Source organism: Vibrio aerogenes (genome assembly GCF_024346755.1).
GTDB lineage: Bacteria > Pseudomonadota > Gammaproteobacteria > Enterobacterales > Vibrionaceae > Vibrio > Vibrio aerogenes.
Window position 1 is genome coordinate 3058791 of the sequence record NZ_AP024861.1, and the last position, 18063, is coordinate 3076853.

Genomic DNA, 18063 nt, shown 5'->3' on the forward strand with positions numbered 1-18063 from the left:
GTTTTAAGTAAAAGCATATTGACCTTTGGGCGGAGACTTATCTCCTGTCACCAACGCGTGATCCGTCAATCAATCAACAAATCACGCTGTGCGATCAGATGCCCGATGATTATTGTGCACCTTGGAGCGTAATGAAATGAAGTGTACCAGAGAGACATTTACTGGATTATTGTAACCATTAATATGCTGTGTGATCTGGATCATAATTAACATATTAAAATTTTTACACTTTAACTCCAATAAAAATCATTTAAAATCATAAAGATAAAATAACACACCACCAGAAAACACATAAAAATTTCAATTGAAAACAAAATAAATCTCTTAATTTGATGGATATATGTGCCATAAAATGGGCTATTTCTCGTGCTCCGGTTCACAAATCCCATGGCAGGAAAGCAATATGACAAGCACTTTTTTTTACGATTTACTCGATACTTTATTGTCAGAGAGAGAGCATATTAATCATGTCTGGTTTGCCGGTGATAAATTCACACCTCCGCAATTCAGCTATCAGGTCAACTTTCCCCGGCTGGAACTGGTTATCCAGGGAGAATATGTAAATCAGATTGAAGATCCTGAGTCAGGAATTGCAACCGTAAAAATTATGGCAGGGGATGTGATTTATATTCCTCCCAACTGCTGGAATAAACCAGACTGGGAAAATGACTGTTCGGTATTGAGCCTGCTATTTGGCCGGCGTCAGCTGGGTTTCAGCCTTGTCAGTAAAAAAGCCAATGCGCCGGGCTTCTTTGATGTCCAGAAACACAGTATCCGGATGCGAACCGGTCACGCCGTCGATCATATTCTGGAGGCACTCAATGCACTGGCCGCCGAGCCATATAAAAGCCCGATGGATGATTATCTGCTTCTGGCTCTGATGAATTACTGCAAGTCGATGATTTCAACATTAGCTCCCGAATATCGTAAGAAGAGTGAAGATATTTATCAGGGAATCTGTATTTATATTCAGGAAAATTTTCACCGTCCTATCAACAGAAACAACATTGCAGAGCGGTTTAATATTTCCCCAAATCATCTCTCCAGAATGTTCAGACAGAAAGGGCACATGACATTAAATGACTATATGACATGGGTAAGGATAGAACGTGCTAAATTTATGCTCAGAAAATACCCGTTTAAACTTCACGAAGTTGCCATCCGCTGTGGCTATCAGGATGTAAACTATTTTTTCAGGATCTTTAAACACAAGACAGGCTGTACACCCAGTGAATACAGAAGGCTGAATCAGGATGGTTCACGGGCAAGAGTATGATAAAAAATGGCTTGCAACGCCCTGGTATCAAAAGTCCGGAGCAGTGCCTGGCAGAAAGAGTCATCCAGCAGATTCCGGGAAAGACGGGTGACGGCACGAATCATACCGATACCGGGAGACTGTGGCAGAAACAGCACAATCACCAGATTTACCGGCCCCCGGCCTGACTGCCAGTCTACCGGATAATTTAACCGCATAACGCCAAGAGATGGACGCTTCACCAACGCACTCATAATGTGAGGAAAGGCAATCCCGTCTTTGATGTAAGTGGAAGAAATGGCTTCTCTTTCATTCAGCGCCCTGAAAATCGCTTTCCTGTCGACAAACCGGAACATCCCGCTCAAACGGGTCATCAAATCCGCTTTATGCGTCGTATTATTCCCTTTTTTATCAAATATATACCGGTAATCAAAATCAAACGGGAGTTGAAAAGCAGGGTGACATAATTCCGGTAACTGACGGCGGTGACGTTGTGTCGCTTCCACAATGTAAAAATGTTCCGAGATGAAGTCCGTTAACACCATACAGGCCAGTTCAGCATCTAATCCGTCAATCCATAACTGACATAACTGATCAGGCTTGCCACCCAGACTCATCACCTCCAGTACTTTTTCTGTATGACACCCATTACCCGCTGTAATGTTTCTGAAGGTCACAACAGAACGAAAGTAACTGACTAAAACCTTCAGCTGATTGAGCTGCCAAAGCACCAGGCCATCAGCCCCAATCAGAAAGGTGATCTGACACTGAATCTTCATTTATCCAGCCAGGCTTTGACACCGTTGAAGCACTGCATTGACATTCGTCAGTACTTCCTCGATCGTGACACAGTGAATTTTACTCCCGGTAAATCGTGCCCGGTGTTCAATTTCTATATCAGAGGCAATCAGTACGACATCGGCCTGCGTAATATCTGTTGCATGAAGCTGGTTCTCGATCCCCATTGCCCCCTGAGTTTCAACTTTGATGTGAATGTTCATCCGGGAGGCTTCTTTATTTAAAACATCAGCCGCCATATAAGTATGAGCAATCCCGGTCGGGCAGGCAGTTACGGCAACAATTCTCATCAGAAATCCTTTACTGTTTCAAAACCATCAGACATACCGGACTTGCCGGACTAATATTGCATATCCGAAGGTATCGTCATTGCTTCTTCGTTCAACTTTGGCCGTTGACCGCCTTTTCTCCGGAATTGCTTTAACTGGAAGACATACGCCAGCACCTGTGCCACGGCAACAAACAAGCCGTCAGGGATTTCCTGCTCCAGTTCCGTTGTATGATAAAGTGCACGAGCCAGAGGCGGCGCCGGTACGATATCGATTTGGTGCTCTCTTGCCACTTCCCTGATTTTAAGGGCGACATGATCAATCCCTTTCGCCACAACCACCGGTGCTTTATCCGTATTTTGCTTGTAACGCAGTGCCACAGAAAAGTGATCCGGGTTGGTGACGATGACATCGGCCTGAGGCACCTCCGACATCATCCGTCGTTGCGCGGCTTCACGCTGCAACATACGGATACGACCTTTGACTTCCGGGCGACCTTCCGTTTCTTTGTGCTCATCTTTCACTTCCTGCTTAGTCATTTTCAACTGATTCGCATGTTGCCAAATCTGAAATGGGATATCGATCGCGACAACAATCAGCAACGAACAGCTAATCAGTAAGATAAAATCGAGCAGGATATCCAGCGCATGAAAAATATTTTGTGGAAATGTATCCTGACTTAACTGGAATAAATCCGCTTTTGAACCATGAATCAAATAAAAAGCGACACCGGCAACCAAGGCGACTTTCAGTATTGATTTGAGCAATTCAACCCAGCTTTGCAGCCCAAACATCCGCTTGAGACCACTTAACGGATTCATCTTAGAAAACTTTGGTCTGGCGGCTTCCGCTGAGACCGAGATCCCCCCCACACCAATTGAGCCGATAAATGCAGCAATAAACAAAATAATTAAGATAATCAGTGTTGGTAAAATAAGGCTGGCCAGTGAACCACTTAAAATATCAAACAGCTTGGTCAGATCGAAGATTTCTTCCCGGTTCAGACTAAATAACCGGGTCATCAGAGCATATAGTGCTTTCGCCAGACTTTCACCAAACCACATCAAAGACACAGCACCAATCACCAGAACCGAAACCGATGCTAATTCTTTCGAGCGGGCCACCTGCCCTTTTTCCCGGGCTTGCTGTAGCCTTCGGGGGGGTGGCATCTTCTGTGCGTTCCTGTCCGTCCGATTCTGCCAAAACCGCCTCCTGTGATCAGTTGCTGTCAGGATCAACCGACCCTAACAATCCAACCGGATTAAACGACAAATTTGCGATTGTCCCTGTAACCAGTATGCCTCGTAGTGTGTATATAAACCACTGACGATATACCAGCACAGTAATAAGCCCACTAACAGAGCAAAAGCAAAACCCAGTGAAAAGATATTGAGCTGTGGTGCAGCACGGGTCATCACCCCAAAAGAAAGGTTAATCGTTAGTAAGGCAATGATTCCGGAAAGCGACATGCTGAGCGACACTTTAAACATGATCCCAAACCAGGTCGCAAGTTCGCGAAAATCAACAGCCCCCAGGCTGCCTTTACCAATCGGTAATGAGGTAAAACTATAAGCCACCAGCTGGATGAGTTTCAGGTGCCCGTCAGTCGCCAGAAAAAACATGGTGGCCAGCAGCATAAAAAACTGACCTAATAACGGCGTGTTCTGTCCGTTTGCAGGATCCACCATGGAAGCAAACCCCAAACTGGATTGCATCCCGATAATCTGTCCGAGCATCACAAATGTCTGGACCATGAACTGAGTCACAGTGCCCATCGCGACACCAATCAGAATTTGTTCGAAAGTAATGATAAAGCCTTGCAGGGAGAGTAATTCTATATCGCGGGGAACCGCAGGAATCACTGGCATTAAAGCGAACGTAATCGCTAAAGAAAGATACAGACGAATCCGGGCTGAAACAAAGCGGGCTCCGGTCACATTCATGACCATCAACATGGCAGAAATGCGGGTTAGCGGCCAAAAATAGGTCGCGATCCAGTCTAAAACAATACCTGCCGGAAACTCCATATCTGCCGCCTGCTTTAATATAAGACCTGAGGCAAACGCTCAATCATCGAAAAGAAAAACTCCATCAATATACGGGTCATCCAGTGAGCAAACATCATCAGCGCCAGCAAAGTCACAATCAAACGGGGCAAAAAACTCAGTGTTTGTTCATTGATAGATGTTGCTGCCTGAAAAACAGCCACAACCAAACCGATTAATAAGCTTGGTACAATAATCGCTGAAACCATGAGCAGGACTATCCATAATGCATCCCGAAAAATCTCAACAAATATTTCCGGTGTCATATCCTTCTCCCTACAGCGCAAAACTGCCGGCTAGTGTCGACAAAATCAGATTCCAGCCATCAACCAAAACAAACAACATTAATTTGAATGGCAGGGAAACAATCATTGGTGACAACATCATCATACCCATTGCCATCAGAACCGATGCAACAACCAGATCAATAATCAAAAAAGGTAAAAAAAGCATAAATCCGATCTGAAAGGCCGTTTTCAGCTCTGAAGTAATAAATGCCGGAATAAGTACAGACATTTCCACCTGCTGAGGATCTTTTGCCTCAGAACCAGACATCCCGACAAATGTTTCCAGATCTTTGACCCGGGTCTGTTTCAGCATGAAAGCTCTCATCGGTTCCTGAGCCAGCTGAAATGCCTCTTTTGCCTTAATCTGCTCATTCAGATAAGGTTGCAACGCCTTCTGGTTTATCTCATGAAATACAGGCGACATAATGAAAAAAGTCAAAAACAGAGAAATACCAATAATCACCTGATTTGACGGTGTTTGCTGAAGCCCCATCGCCTGACGTAAAATCGACATCACCACAACAATCCGGGTAAATGACGTCATCAGAATAACAATCGCCGGTAAAAAGCCCAGCATTGTCATCAATGCCAGAATCTGCAGATTAATTGAATAATCTTCACTTCCGTCCGGATTCACTTTCATTGTGATTGCAGGAATTCCGGGAACGCCGGCATGATTGACATTTTTTCCGGTTGCCGTCGTTGCACTCCCTCCCGGATTGGTGACACTTTGTGTCACCTGACTACTTGCAGGTGTCGCCGCATCTTCAGCCCACAAAGCCGAAGAAAATAACGCAGAACAAGAAATCAGACAGACAATCATTAACCGGTTGAAACAACCTTTCAAACATCGTTGAATTAAAAAAATTAGTTTCATCATTTTTTCATTAACCGGGCTAACTGACTGGCAAAAGAATTTTGGGATCCTACCGGAGAATCGACCTCAAGTGGTGTTTCAAGGCGTGAAATCAACTGGATTGACTGGCTTGTCACGCCTACAAGAAACTGTTCTTCACCCGCCTGGACTATCAGCAGTCTTTCTTTGGTTCCGACAGGAAGCTGGCGAATGACGGATAAACCTTTCTGATGCCCTAAAGCGGGAAGACGCATTCTTTTCAGTAAAACAGCTAAAATCAGAATAAAGACAACGACAAAGATCAGGGAGCCTAACGTTGTCAATATATCAATCTGGCTGCCGGGTGCAGCAGCCAACGCAGGAAAAGAAAAAAACAACAGTCCTGTTAAATAATGCTTCATGGACTACCTTAGTTTTTTTATACGTTCAGTCTGGCTGATAACATCGGTAAGGCGAATACCAAATTTATCGTTCACAACCACAACTTCGCCATGAGCGATCAATGTTCCATTCACAAGTACATCCAGAGATTCACCGGCAATACGATCCAGCTCAACGACAGACCCCTGATTGAGTTGCAATAAATTCCGGATACTAATCTGTGAGCGTCCGACTTCCATAGAAATCGTCACCGGAATATCCATGATTGTATCCAGTTTCCGCCGCTCATCATCAGAAATAGGCGAAGACGTATCTTCCAGCTCATCTAAAGGTGCAGCTGTTACTTCATCGCCATCTGACGACGCATCAGGGTCTTCTCCTAAAGCTGCCGCCCACTCATCTGCCAGCATTTGATCATCAAGTTCAGAATCAGACATCTTCGCTACCTACTCATTTTATTAACTATCAAGTTCATCTTCTTTTTCAAGATCAGAAAGAATATTCTCACTTAAAAAAGCCAAATCAGTTTTCACCACATCCGGGCGCTTAATTTTCTCTGAAACCTGTACAGCAAGCTTATCTTCTGAACGCCCCATCTTCACCCGGAAGGTAGGCAGCTCTTCGACAAACATCACCGCATGCTCAGGCATATCAATCGGAATGACATCTCCGGGACGCAGCTCCATTAAATCACGCAACGCCAGATCTTTTTCAAGCAAATTGACACGGAAGTTCACCGGGACATCCATGATTTCCTCGCGGAGCGCTGAACTCCAGCGGACGTCGGTTTCCATCTTATCCGACTGAACCCCGGCATCGAGCAATTCACGAATCGGTTCAACCATGGAATAAGGCATCACCATGTGGAAATCACCACCCCCACCTTCAACTTCAATATGGAAGGAGCTGACGACAATCACTTCCGTCGGGCTGACAATATTTGCCATACTGGGGTTCACTTCGGAGTCGAGATATTCAAACTCAACCCCCATCACCGGCGACCATGCTTCTTTGTAATCACCAAATACAATTTTTAATAACAGTTGAATGACCCGGCGCTCTGTTGGTGTAAACTCCCGCCCTTCAATCCGGGTTTGAAAACGGCCATCACCACCAAAAAAGTTTTCCACTAAAATGAAAACCAGCCGGGCTTCCATCGTGATCAATGCTGTACCCTTCAATGGCCGGAAACGGACCATATTCAGACTCGTTGGGACATATAATGTATTTTGGTATTCACCAAACTTCATCATTTGAACCCCGTTGATCGCCACTTCAGCGGTCTTTCTCAGCATATTGAACAGACTAATACGCATATGACGGGCAAAGCGTTCATTGATCAACTCAAGTGTGGGCATCCGGCCACGAACAATCCGGTCCTGAGATGAAAAATCAAAATTTGTCATCTCCGAATTATCGGGCTCTAACCCATCATCATCATCATCAACGTCATCAACACCGTGCAAGAGCGCATCAATTTCGTCCTGGCTTAATAGATCGGTCACATTTCACCTTATTGCATTACAAAATCAGTAAACAGAACTCTCTCAATCACGGGTTCACCAACCGCTTTTGTGAGTGCTGTTTTTATATCTTCAGTCGCTTTATTTCTGAGTTCAACCCGTCCATTGGGCGTTCTTAACTGCTCAACCGTCGCAGACGCAAAAGTTGATAACAGTGAACTTTCGATCAATGGAGAATGATAACGTGCCAGATTCTCATTTTTTGAGCCCCGAACCATCAGCTGAACTTTAATCTGAACCATGCGATCTCGCTTATCGCCGGTAATATTAAAGACAAATGGCTGAGCCAGACTGACATAAACAACCGGTGAGCTGGACTGCTTCGTCTGCTCCTGCATCTGTTCAGAATCATCCGCGCTTTGATCATCAGAACCCATCAGGAAAAATGCTGCACCACCGCCACCCAGTAACAAAACAACCACGGCGATGATAATAATCAGCAGCTTGTTTTTGCCTTTTGGTGCACCTTCTAATTCTTCATCTGCCATATTTTTCTCTTAATTATCAGATTCTAAAAATAAACTAGGCGTAATAGCTAATTCCATCACGCTTTTCAGTAACATTCAAATCAAGTTTAACACCTGTATCAGGATTGTCTTCTGCAAAACCTGAATCTTTGCGTTGTGACGATACGTGTTCTGCAGAATGACTGTTTCCTGACGCAGCGTACCCTTGCTGCTGATTCGAGCCTTGCTGCTGAACACTGGTTTCACCCAGCTGAACCCCTTGCTGTGTCAGCATATCACGCAAGCGCCCCATTGAATGCTCAATGACATCACGAGCCTGATTATTCGCGACAGTAAAATGAACGGTTGCCTGATCACCAGCCATGTGCATGCGGATATGCATTCGTCCCAGTTCCGGTGGATCAAGGCGAATATCAATATTCTTCAGGTTTTTAGACATCATCATATGGATTCTTTCTGAAAGCTGATCCGCTGCAATATCCTTATTGATAAAAACCGGAGACTGACTCTGAACCTGTTCTGCTCTTAACTGCCCCATCTGACCGGTTACCGACGATAAATGTTGTGCAACAGACTCCCCGTGGCCAGCGGCAAAAGCATCAGAGGTCAAAGCACTCTTTTTTTCACCCAGTGCATTCAGAGCCTGTTTATCGGTCCACTGTTTTGTAAAATTAGCTCCCGCCTGGCCGGATGCTGAGACATTTTGCTGAATTTGAGCCTGGAGGGAGTTCAGCTCCTGGCCTGCAACAGTTCCTTGCTGCAACATCGGGTTATCAGTGGCCAGAGCACTTCCCTGCAATGTATTTCCCTGATGCAATGTATTTCCCTGATGCAATATATTTCCCTGAGATGACAGCATATGTGCAGAACCCTGAGGCAGTTGCTGCCCTTTATGGGAATGATTCAACAACTGTGATGAGGCGTGATTGATTTGTTCTTTATGGACTGCTTTAAGATTTTCAGCTTCAGCCAGTACGGCATCATCCGGTAGTCCGTTTTGCTTCTCTGCCCCGTCCACTCTGTCTGTCTGACGAAGAGAACCCGCGTCCTGACCCTGAAGGCCATGACCAGCGGTAACTGCCGCCGAATGTTGAGCTGAAGTTTGCCCTTCACCTGTCATATCAGCCTGTTTTGCTATGTCTGAATTTGCCTTTGCAATCTGCCCTGGCGGCAGCAAATCAGAGGAAACAGCCTGAGAGCCGTCGTTTGTATCATCAAGGTGAGTCTGCTTATTTTCCTGATTTTCTTCTGATGCTGGCAATTCTTTGCCGTCTTTCCCAATTAACTGTTGGCTGGCTGTTTTCAACCGGGACAAAACTTCCTGCCCTTCACCGACGACTTGGTTCGCTGCATTTTTTTGCTGTTGATCCTGCTCAAAATCAGACACCAATCCCGCATCATCAGCATCAGCGACTTTACCTGTGTCAATGAGCTCATCTACACCCGCTTCACCTGCATTTACAACAAGCTGCCCATCGCTGTCTGCGTCGTTTACACCATCCACTTCATCTTGCTGCAAACCATGAACAGAATCAGAAGCTAATTTTTGTGCTTCTCCGTTTTTTTCAGAAGCGTCTCCACCGAAAATAGCAGCTAGTCTGGATAAAAAACTGTCAGAACTCCCTTCGGATGATGGGTCAGATACAACTTCATGGCCACTTTTTTCAACACGTGTGGCATCTGAATGATTTTTTTGAGAACCTGAAGGCGATATGAGATTTAAATTCATGTACAAGACTCGCGTAAATAAAACCTGATTCAGCTTCATAGAAAACTGACAAACTTCTTAGTCATATTACAAAGCAAAAATCAAGCCACTATAGTGAAAGTCTTACATCAATCGGTCTGATGAACGACGACGTGCATACTGAAGCGTACAAAATTCGTCAAGCTGTCGTTGCTCTCTTCTTATTTCAGCATTTTCTTTTTCAGCTTGCCGCTTATCGATCAACCATTCATAAGAACGGCGGGTTTTCCGGGTATCCAGCCAATGCTCCCGGCAATTTTCTACCTGCTGTTTAAAATGGGACTCTGCACTTTTCTGCTTAGATAAGGTTTCATCTAACTGAGTGAGGAAGCGGTTTAAATGGCTGTACTGACTGGCTGTCAGACCATTCTTTCCTCTCTCAACCAATTGATTACAATAGTCCAGACGATACTGCTCGATTTGCCTGAGCTGTTCATAGTAACCATCGAGTTCCTGACGTGCCTGATTCAGCGCCATGACTGCTTTTTCTTCATGTTCTTTTGACTGTTCAAGTAAAAAATCAAGCGCATTTTCCATAATATCAAGACTCTACCTGTAAAACATGTTTGAGCATATTAATACTCATATCGTATGGCACGGTTTCCTTCATTTGTTGCTGCAGGAATGCGTCAATCTTGGGTTTGAGTGTGAATGCCTGATCAATAGCAGGATCTGAGCCAGCTTTATAAGCGCCGATCGAAACCAGATCCTGATTTTTACGGCACACCGACAGTATTTGCCTGACGGCCTTCGACATAAATAAATGTTCTTCAGACGTGATTTGCGGCATAACACGACTCACAGATTTCTCGACATCAATCGCAGGATAATGCCCTGCATCCGCAAGTTCACGTGAAAGTACAATGTGTCCATCTAAAATTGCACGTGATGCATCTGCAATCGGATCCTGAAGATCATCACCTTCAGTAAGTACGGTAAAGAACGCAGTAATCGATCCCTGGCCATCTCCTCCATTACCGGCACGCTCGACAAGTGCTGGTAATTTAGCAAAAACAGACGGCGGATACCCTTTAGTTGCCGGCGGCTCGCCAACAGATAGAGCAATTTCACGTTGCGCCTGGGCAAAACGGGTCAAGGAGTCCATCAGCAATAACACATCTAAGCCCTGATCCCTGAAGTACTCAGCGATGGTTAATGCTGTCTGACATCCTTTTAAACGCATTAAAGGGGAAGAATCCGCAGGAGCAGCAACAACGACTGCCCGCTGACGACCATCGACACCGAGTATTTCATCAATGAATTCTTTGACCTCACGTCCCCGTTCACCAATCAATCCAACCACCACCACCTGAGCAGTTGTTCCCCGGGTCATCATGCCCAGCGTAACCGATTTACCGACACCCGAACCGGCAAATAAGCCTATCCTTTGTCCTTTTCCGACCGTCAATAATCCATTCACGGATTTCAAACCAACGTCCAGAGGTTCTGTAATCGGTTTTCTGAGTAAGGGGTTGATTGCAGAAACATGAAAAGCGGCTTTTTGCTCCGTGTAAATCGGCCCCTGTCCATCTAAAGGCAGGCCAACACCATCAATTACCCGCCCTAACAGTTCCATGCCAACAGGAATACCGGCTTCTTCAGTCATTGGGGTCACTTTGGCTCCGGGTAACACACCGGCAGTCTGCTCACTCGGCATCAAAAAAAGGTGTTCTCCGGAGAAACCGACTACTTCGGCTTCCATTTCTCCGGACATCGTTTCAACTTTACATAAACTACCGACAGGTGCTTTACAACCCGTCGCTTCCAAAGTTAACCCAACGACCCGGACCAGCTTTCCCGAGGCAACCGGACGGGATGAAAGCCCTTGCGTTTTGTACTGTGCAAGTCTCTCTTCAAGTGCTAACACGCGTCACCACCATGTCGGTTTTTACCGCTAAAATTCTGTAAGACAGTCCGTAGCCGCTCTTCCATACGGTAAGTCACACCGGACTCACCTGCTTCGATTTCAACGTCTCCCCGACTGAGAGAAGGCTCAGACACTAACTGCCACTGGCGTAATTCAAGCGCTTCATCACCGTAGGCATCACGAATAATTGCAACATCCTCCGGGTTCAGTTTCAGGGTAATTTCATGTCCGGCGATAGGCAGTGACTCAACACAAGCTTTGATGGTATCTAAGATAATTTGCGGATTGATCTGCACTTCAACATGCACGACTTCTCTGACTAATCCAAGAACCATGTCAACTAATTGTCTTTCCACCTGACTATTCATCAAAGCTAATGGCTGGGCGAACTGATTCGCTAAATCAATAAAATGTTCAGTATGCTCACGAATCGTATCCTGCCCGGCTTCAAGACCTTCGGATTGTCCCTGAGCAAAACCTTCAGCATGACCGGCTTCAATGCCTTCTGCTTTTCCTTTTTCAAAACCTTGTTTGAAACCAGCTTCCTGCCCCTGAAGCAAACCTTCCTGATACGCTCCCTGACGGATCAGCTCGATTTCTTCTTCAGTCAGTTCAGCCGGCCCTTCATCAACAGGCGAGTTCTTTTCAGGAATCCATCCGGGATCATAGTTGAGCGCCGTTTCCTTCGCTCCGGTCGCAACGTCCTGACCATAGTCAGGCAACCCCCAACGTTTTGCTTCAGCGACATCATTATCCTTTCCGGGACGTAAAAAGCCTCGTTTTCTCTCGGACATTTTTATTTCCTAACTAAAAGCAGTACTTGTAAGAACCATACCTATTGATAATGTGCTTAAAATTATAAGAACTCGTCAGCACCACCTGACAACATAATTTCACCGTTGTCAGCCATTTTACGGGCAATGGCAAGAATCTCTTTCTGAGCAGCTTCCACATCTGAAACCTTGATCGGTGGCATCGCTTCGAGGTCATCTCTGAGCAATTCAGAAGCACGTTTGGACATATTTTTGAAGATCTTATCTTTCAGTACGTCATCCGCACCTTTCAGAGCTCTCTGCAGAACATCCTGAGGCACATCACGCAACAGCTTCTGAATACCCTGATCGTCAACTTCAGCAAGGTTTTCAAAGATAAACATCAGATCCTGAATCTGAGTGGCCAGATCTTCATCCAGATCCCGCATTTGTTCCATCAGGACGCCTTCGATATTATTATCCATGTAGTTCATAATATCGGCTGCAGCTTTCAAACCACCAATCTTCGCAGCCTGAGCACCAGCCTGACCAGCAAACTGTTTCTCCATGATTTCATTTAATTCAGCCAGCGCTGAAGGCTGAACCTCCTCAAGGTTTGCAATACGCATCATCAAATCTAATCGATCACGCTCTGCAAACTGCGCCAAAATTTCGGCGGACTGATCCGGTTCAAGGTAGGAAAGAACGATTGTCTGGATCTGCGGGTGCTCATTCACAATAATGGTAGCAACCTGGCGCGGGTCCATCCATTTCAGTGAATCCAGACCTTTAGAGCCGGTCCCCAGCAGAATCTGGTCAACCAGATTATTTGCTTTATCTTCACCTAAAGCCGCAACCAGTGCATTCCGCATGAAGTCTTCACTCCCCATCCCGATATTCGTAAACTTCTGAATATCTTCGAGGAAAGCACGATGCACAGCACTTACTTTATTCTGGCTCAGCTCACTTGCCTTCGCCATTGCACTACCAACACGCTGAACCTGCTTCGGTTCCAGATAGCGAATGATCCCCGCGGCATCGCCTTCATTCAGACTCAGGAGCAAAATTGCAGCTTTCTCGTCGCCGGAAATTGAAGCAATATCAGCGGCTTCGGCAGGGACAACTTCCCCGCCTTCAGTCTTATTCTCTTCTTCAGCCATGACTCATCCAGTTTTTCACAACCTGAGCTGCCAGTTCAGGTTCATTTGCAACAAGTGCTCTGACAGCTTTCAGCACATCTTCATCTTTATGCAGATTAGGCAGGTCAATGGAGGAACCAAATTCAAACAGTTCACCACCATCAATATCACTACCAATCAGACTGGTTTCACCGTCCGCACCGATAGGCAAGCCATCTGGTCCGTACAATTCATCGTCTTCATCCACAGCAGGGTTGATAAGTTTTTTCATTGCAGGTCTGACAAGAACCAGAACAATAACAATGATAACCAATGCACTGGCCAGCCATCGGACCCAATCGCCAAAGTTTGGATTTTCCCAGATAGGCACATCAGCAATCTGATCAACTTCAGGTTTAGCAAAGCGCATACTCAAAACATTGAGCAAATCTCCACGCTGTTGGTTAAATCCAACCGTACCAATCAAAATCTGACGGATAGATGCCAGCTCCTGATCACTGAGCGGTTCGTAGGTCACTTCACCCGTCTCCGGATTAACCTTCTCACGACTTTTCACCGCGACTGCCACTGTCTGCCGGGTGATCACCCCCGTCTGTTTCCGTTCATGACTGATCGTCGTATCCAGCTCATAATTTTTCGTCGCTTCTTTATGAACGGATCCCTGACCCAGCGTAGAACCATCTTTTAACTGAGCAATGTCTTCCGGTATCGAAGAGTCTGCCGGGGGCTGGTTACTTAATGCTCCGGGAACACCAGCAACAACATTGCTGTTGTTATAATCTTCCAGGGTATATTCACTTCGGGTCGAAGGCGTATTCGGATCAAAACGCTTTTTCGTCTGTTCAACAGCGCTGAAATCCAGCTCTACATCAACCTGAGCGGTATATTGTCCGAAGCCCAGAATCGGAATGAGCACAGAATCAATTTTCTCACGTAAAGATTGCTCTTGCTTATGCTCAAGTTCTTGCTCTTTGCGTCGTGCTGCTGACAGTTCATCCTCGGATCCGGAGCTTAGTAATCTGCCATGCTGATCCGTCACGGTAATCCGGTTATTCTTCATTCCCGGAACAGCACTCGCCACCATATCAACAATCGAATCAACTTCTTCCTGTTTTAAATTAGCACCGGTTTTCAGCGTCAGAAATACGGAAGCGGAGGCTTCCTGATTATGACGGACAAAAACGCTTCGCTTCGGCATTGCTAATAAAACCCGGGCCTTGCGCACCTGATTCATCGCTTCGATAGCCTTTGCCAGCTGTCGCTCACGGCTCAGTTTCAGACGCTCAATTTCAAGCCTTTGAGAAACGCCAAATCCCATATCCTGTAATAAGATATCATCTCCGGCTTCCTTCTCCTGATTCAGGCCTGCACGGGCCAGATCAAGCTTTAATCCACTGTAGTCATTTGCAGGAACCAGGATGGTGTTACCATCCAGTTTATATTCAAGTTTCTTTTGATCGAGATAGTCTAATACAGAAATCAGCTCTTCGGTTTCATAGGCCCCCAGAGGACGCATTTCTGGTTCTCTGACCCAGAAAAACAGCATCAGGATTAAGGCGACACAGATAGAAATCGATAAGACAAGCACAACCTGACGAATCAGATCGAGGTCACCTGATGCAAAGTCAAAACGAGAAGAACTTTTCTCATCTAAATCAGGGTTTTGATCATCGATAGCTAAATCGCTTCCGGAGATAGCCGAGTCCGCCCCACTATTGCTCAGAGCAAGATCTGTTGATTGATTTTCTTCAGCCACGTTATTTTCCTAAAAACTACACCGGCATATTCATCAATTCTTTATAAGCATCGACAAGTTTATTACGAACCTGAATCGTTGCTTCAAAAGCAACACTCGCTTTATTTCTGGCAATCATGACATCAGATAATGAAACACCTTCATCACCCCGATCAAATTTTTCCTGTAATGTGCCTGATGTCTTTTGCAGAGAATTCACATTATTGATTGCTTTACTTAGCATATTGCCAAAATCTGAACTGACAGACTGACCCGTTGCAAAAGGCTTCTGACTCCCGGCTTCTATCATCATTGCCTGCATTTCGTTTTGTAATCCATCTAATCTCATGTCTACCTCAATAGCCAATTCTTTGACTCAAACAATTCAATCTATAGCTTAATCAGCAATTACTATGCCAGTTTAAAAATGTACAATTAACAAGGGATATCAATGCCTGCATCCCGCATTTTGGCTAATTTATAGCGCAAAGTACGGGGACTGATCCCCAGTCTTTCAGCCATTTCTTTACGACGGCCATTACATGCAATTAATGTTTCCATGATGATGGAAAACTCCTGATCTCTGAGTTCTCCCCCCAGATCAGAAGAATTTGACAATTTTCTGACATGATCCTGTCGAGTCTCAGTTTTGACATCGAGCCCCGGTATAGGTAAATCGTGATCTTCTTCAATGATCATCTGAAGTGTGCCGGCATCTTCCCAGTCAACCCCTTCAAGTAAAATATGATCTTCACTGATTTGACTATTTTCACTGAGTATCAAAGCACGCTGCACCACATTATCTAACTCCCGCACATTGCCGGGCCAGTTATATTGCAGCAACTTCTCAATGGCAGCTGATGAAATACCGGGCACAGCCTGCCCCAGCTTTTTACAGTGTCGCTCCACCAGGTGCTTCGCCAGCGGCTCAATATCTCCGGGGCGATCTTTTAAGGCGGGCCAACTGATAGGAAATACATTCAAACGGTAGTATAAATCCTCACGGAAATTTCCCTCCTGAACATATTGTTTTAAATCCCGGTTACTGGTTGCCAAAACCCTGACATCAAGCTGAATACTTTTACGACTTCCCAGCCTCTCGACTTCTCTTTCCTGCAAGACGCGTAACAGTTTTGCCTGGAGGTTCAGGTCCATTTCACTAATTTCATCAAGCAGAATGGTCCCCCCCTGCGCCTGCTCAAATTTTCCCGGACATGCCTGAACAGCACCAGTGAAAGCACCTTTTTCATAACCAAATAATGTCGCTTCCAGCATATTGTCCGGGATCGCAGCACAGTTGATCGCCACAAAAGGCCCATCTTTTCTCATCGATGCATTGTGAATATAGCGAGACATCACTTCTTTGCCTGAACCACTCGGCCCGAGAACCATCACATTTGCATCGGTTTTTGCCACTTTATCTGCCAGAGCTAACAGTTTTAAACTCTTATCATCTGCAACAACGGCATCCCCGTTATCTTCTGACTGAACAGGTGCATAACGGCTCACCATGTTGAGCAGCACTTCAGGTGCGAACGGCTTCGCCATATAGTCAATTGCACCTTCCTTCATCGCTGCCACAGCATCTTCAATATTTGCATAAGCTGTCATTAATAAGACAGGAAGGTTAGGCCAGTGCTGCTTGATATTCCGGAGTAAAGCCAACCCACCCATACCTGCCATTTGAACGTCAGATACGACAATATCGATTGATTCCGTTTTCAGTTTAAGTAAGGCATCTTCGGCACAATCAGACTCAACCCATCCATAACCAGCTAAAGCCAGGGTATCAACCAGTGCTTCTCTTAATCCTTCATCATCTTCAACAATTAATACTTTGCTCTGCGCCATTTATTTATTCTCCCGTCTCTGTAGTTGAGTGAGAAATTGTTCTTTCCAGGGGGATACAAATCGTAAAACAGGCGCCATCCCCTTCTTTGGAGATGAGTTCTAGCCTGCCATCGTGTGCCCGGCAAACCATCTGAACCACCGCCAGGCCTAAGCCTGTTCCCTGAGAGCGTGTGGTAAAAAATGGCTCCATAATCTTATGCTGCATTTCTTTGGGAATACCGGGGCCATTGTCCTGAACAGAAATTCTGAGTTCAGCGCTGACTGTGCGGCAAAATACATCGACCTGCGCGCCCTTACCTGCATTCTGGATTGCATTCATAACCAGATTGCTTAACGCTGAAGCAATTGCATTGGAGTTCCCGAGTACACAAGTCTCCGGAGACTCGACTTCCTGTCCGTAATCAATTTGATAACTCTGTATTGCGGCTTCAACCATCGGATAAAACTCATCCATCAGAGATGAGATTTGAAATGAGCTGACGACTTTGTTATCGCCACCTTTAGCGAATAACAACATGTCATTGACTTGCTTATCCAGATCATGAAGCCTGTCCATCAGTTTAGTCTGAAATCTGCTCCGGGTCGTTGAAGGTAAATTAGGAGAAGCCAGATTGGAAGCATAAAGCATTGCACTGGAAAGTGGCGTGCGTACCTGATGTGCCAGTGAAGCAACCATTCGGCCCAAAGAGGACAATCGTTGTAAATCACTGACTCTGGACTGAAGTAAACGCGTCTCAGTTAAGTCTGTAATTAAAATCAGCTGACCGGTTGTTGATGCAGAGATCGCCAGGCGGACTCTGCATCCATTTCTTAATGAGACTTCATGGCCATCATCTTCCCGTGGCGCAAAAGCAGCCTGAATCACGGCGATCCATTTCTCTCCAACCAGCGGCACTTCCAGTAATCGTTGCGCTTCAGGGTTTGCTTCCCTGACAATACCTTGCGTATCAAGCAAAATCACACCTGCAGGCATGACATCAATCACCTGCTTATATCGCTCAACCTGATCTTCAATAGAGTCGAGATGAGAAAGTTGCGCCTGAACCGGGGAACCCTGCATATTAATTTTTCTGTTAAATAAAAAAGATTAA

General features: G+C 45.5%; 19 protein-coding genes and 1 pseudogene. 1 reads left to right on the forward strand and 19 read right to left on the reverse strand.

Annotated elements, in window-relative coordinates:
* The first annotated feature begins 403 nt into the window (after positions 1–403).
* Complete coding sequence (locus OCV29_RS13460; protein ID WP_073602387.1) at positions 404–1276, forward strand: helix-turn-helix domain-containing protein; 873 nt, start codon at positions 404–406, stop codon at positions 1274–1276.
* Here the strand turns inward: OCV29_RS13460 and OCV29_RS13465 are convergent.
* From OCV29_RS13465 to OCV29_RS13555, 19 genes and pseudogenes are all read right to left on the reverse strand, one after another.
* Positions 1249–2034, reverse strand: coding sequence for a PTS sugar transporter subunit IIA (locus tag OCV29_RS13465; protein ID WP_073602388.1), 786 nt, complete (start codon positions 2032–2034; stop codon positions 1249–1251). The genes OCV29_RS13460 and OCV29_RS13465 overlap by 28 nt on opposite strands.
* A complete protein-coding gene (locus OCV29_RS13470) occupies positions 2035–2343 on the reverse strand; it encodes a PTS fructose transporter subunit IIB (RefSeq protein ID WP_073602389.1) in 309 nt (102 codons plus the stop codon).
* A gap of 50 nt (positions 2344–2393) precedes the next feature.
* Positions 2394–3525 (reverse strand): annotated as a pseudogene (flhB, locus tag OCV29_RS13475) (flagellar biosynthesis protein FlhB).
* 41 nt (positions 3526–3566) lie between these two features.
* Positions 3567–4349 carry a flagellar biosynthetic protein FliR gene (gene fliR / locus OCV29_RS13480; RefSeq protein ID WP_073602391.1) on the reverse strand — a complete coding sequence of 261 codons (783 nt, stop codon included), beginning with the start codon at positions 4347–4349 and terminating at the stop codon, positions 3567–3569.
* 14 nt (positions 4350–4363) lie between these two features.
* Positions 4364–4633 carry a flagellar biosynthesis protein FliQ gene (fliQ, locus tag OCV29_RS13485; RefSeq protein WP_073602392.1) on the reverse strand — a complete coding sequence of 90 codons (270 nt, stop codon included), beginning with the start codon at positions 4631–4633 and terminating at the stop codon, positions 4364–4366.
* Between the two features lie 10 nt (positions 4634–4643).
* Positions 4644–5477 carry a flagellar type III secretion system pore protein FliP gene (gene fliP / locus OCV29_RS13490; protein ID WP_073602684.1) on the reverse strand — a complete coding sequence of 278 codons (834 nt, stop codon included), beginning with the start codon at positions 5475–5477 and terminating at the stop codon, positions 4644–4646.
* Between the two features lie 53 nt (positions 5478–5530).
* Complete coding sequence (fliO, locus tag OCV29_RS13495; protein WP_073602393.1) at positions 5531–5911, reverse strand: flagellar biosynthetic protein FliO; 381 nt, start codon at positions 5909–5911, stop codon at positions 5531–5533.
* Positions 5912–5914: 3 nt separating this feature from the next.
* On the reverse strand, positions 5915–6328 hold the full coding sequence (gene fliN, locus OCV29_RS13500; protein WP_073602394.1) for a flagellar motor switch protein FliN: 414 nt from the start codon (positions 6326–6328) through the stop codon (positions 5915–5917).
* A 21-nt stretch (positions 6329–6349) separates the two neighbouring features.
* On the reverse strand, positions 6350–7396 hold the full coding sequence (gene fliM / locus OCV29_RS13505; RefSeq protein WP_073602395.1) for a flagellar motor switch protein FliM: 1047 nt from the start codon (positions 7394–7396) through the stop codon (positions 6350–6352).
* A gap of 8 nt (positions 7397–7404) precedes the next feature.
* Entirely contained in the window at positions 7405–7902 is a 498-nt protein-coding gene (gene fliL, locus OCV29_RS13510; RefSeq protein WP_073602396.1) for a flagellar basal body-associated protein FliL, read from the reverse strand.
* 34 nt (positions 7903–7936) lie between these two features.
* Positions 7937–9610 carry a flagellar hook-length control protein FliK gene (locus tag OCV29_RS13515; protein WP_245796771.1) on the reverse strand — a complete coding sequence of 558 codons (1674 nt, stop codon included), beginning with the start codon at positions 9608–9610 and terminating at the stop codon, positions 7937–7939.
* 102 nt (positions 9611–9712) lie between these two features.
* A complete protein-coding gene (fliJ, locus tag OCV29_RS13520; protein ID WP_073602398.1) occupies positions 9713–10165 on the reverse strand; it encodes a flagellar export protein FliJ in 453 nt (150 codons plus the stop codon).
* A 4-nt stretch (positions 10166–10169) separates the two neighbouring features.
* On the reverse strand, positions 10170–11495 hold the full coding sequence (gene fliI / locus OCV29_RS13525) for a flagellar protein export ATPase FliI (protein WP_073602399.1): 1326 nt from the start codon (positions 11493–11495) through the stop codon (positions 10170–10172).
* Positions 11489–12289, reverse strand: a complete 801-nt coding sequence (gene fliH / locus OCV29_RS13530) for a flagellar assembly protein FliH (RefSeq protein ID WP_073602400.1) — start codon at positions 12287–12289, stop codon at positions 11489–11491. The genes fliI and fliH overlap by 7 nt, the downstream gene beginning before the upstream one ends.
* 62 nt (positions 12290–12351) lie before the next feature.
* Entirely contained in the window at positions 12352–13407 is a 1056-nt protein-coding gene (gene fliG / locus OCV29_RS13535) for a flagellar motor switch protein FliG (protein ID WP_073602401.1), read from the reverse strand.
* Positions 13400–15142, reverse strand: coding sequence for a flagellar basal-body MS-ring/collar protein FliF (fliF, locus tag OCV29_RS13540; RefSeq protein ID WP_073602402.1), 1743 nt, complete (start codon positions 15140–15142; stop codon positions 13400–13402). Before fliF ends, fliG begins: the two co-directional genes overlap by 8 nt.
* Positions 15143–15158: 16 nt before the next feature.
* Entirely contained in the window at positions 15159–15470 is a 312-nt protein-coding gene (gene fliE / locus OCV29_RS13545) for a flagellar hook-basal body complex protein FliE (protein WP_073602403.1), read from the reverse strand.
* Positions 15471–15556: 86 nt separating this feature from the next.
* Positions 15557–16972, reverse strand: coding sequence for a sigma-54-dependent transcriptional regulator (locus OCV29_RS13550; RefSeq protein ID WP_073602404.1), 1416 nt, complete (start codon positions 16970–16972; stop codon positions 15557–15559).
* A gap of 4 nt (positions 16973–16976) precedes the next feature.
* A complete protein-coding gene (locus OCV29_RS13555; protein WP_073602405.1) occupies positions 16977–18032 on the reverse strand; it encodes a sensor histidine kinase in 1056 nt (351 codons plus the stop codon).
* Positions 18033–18063: the final 31 nt, after the last annotated feature.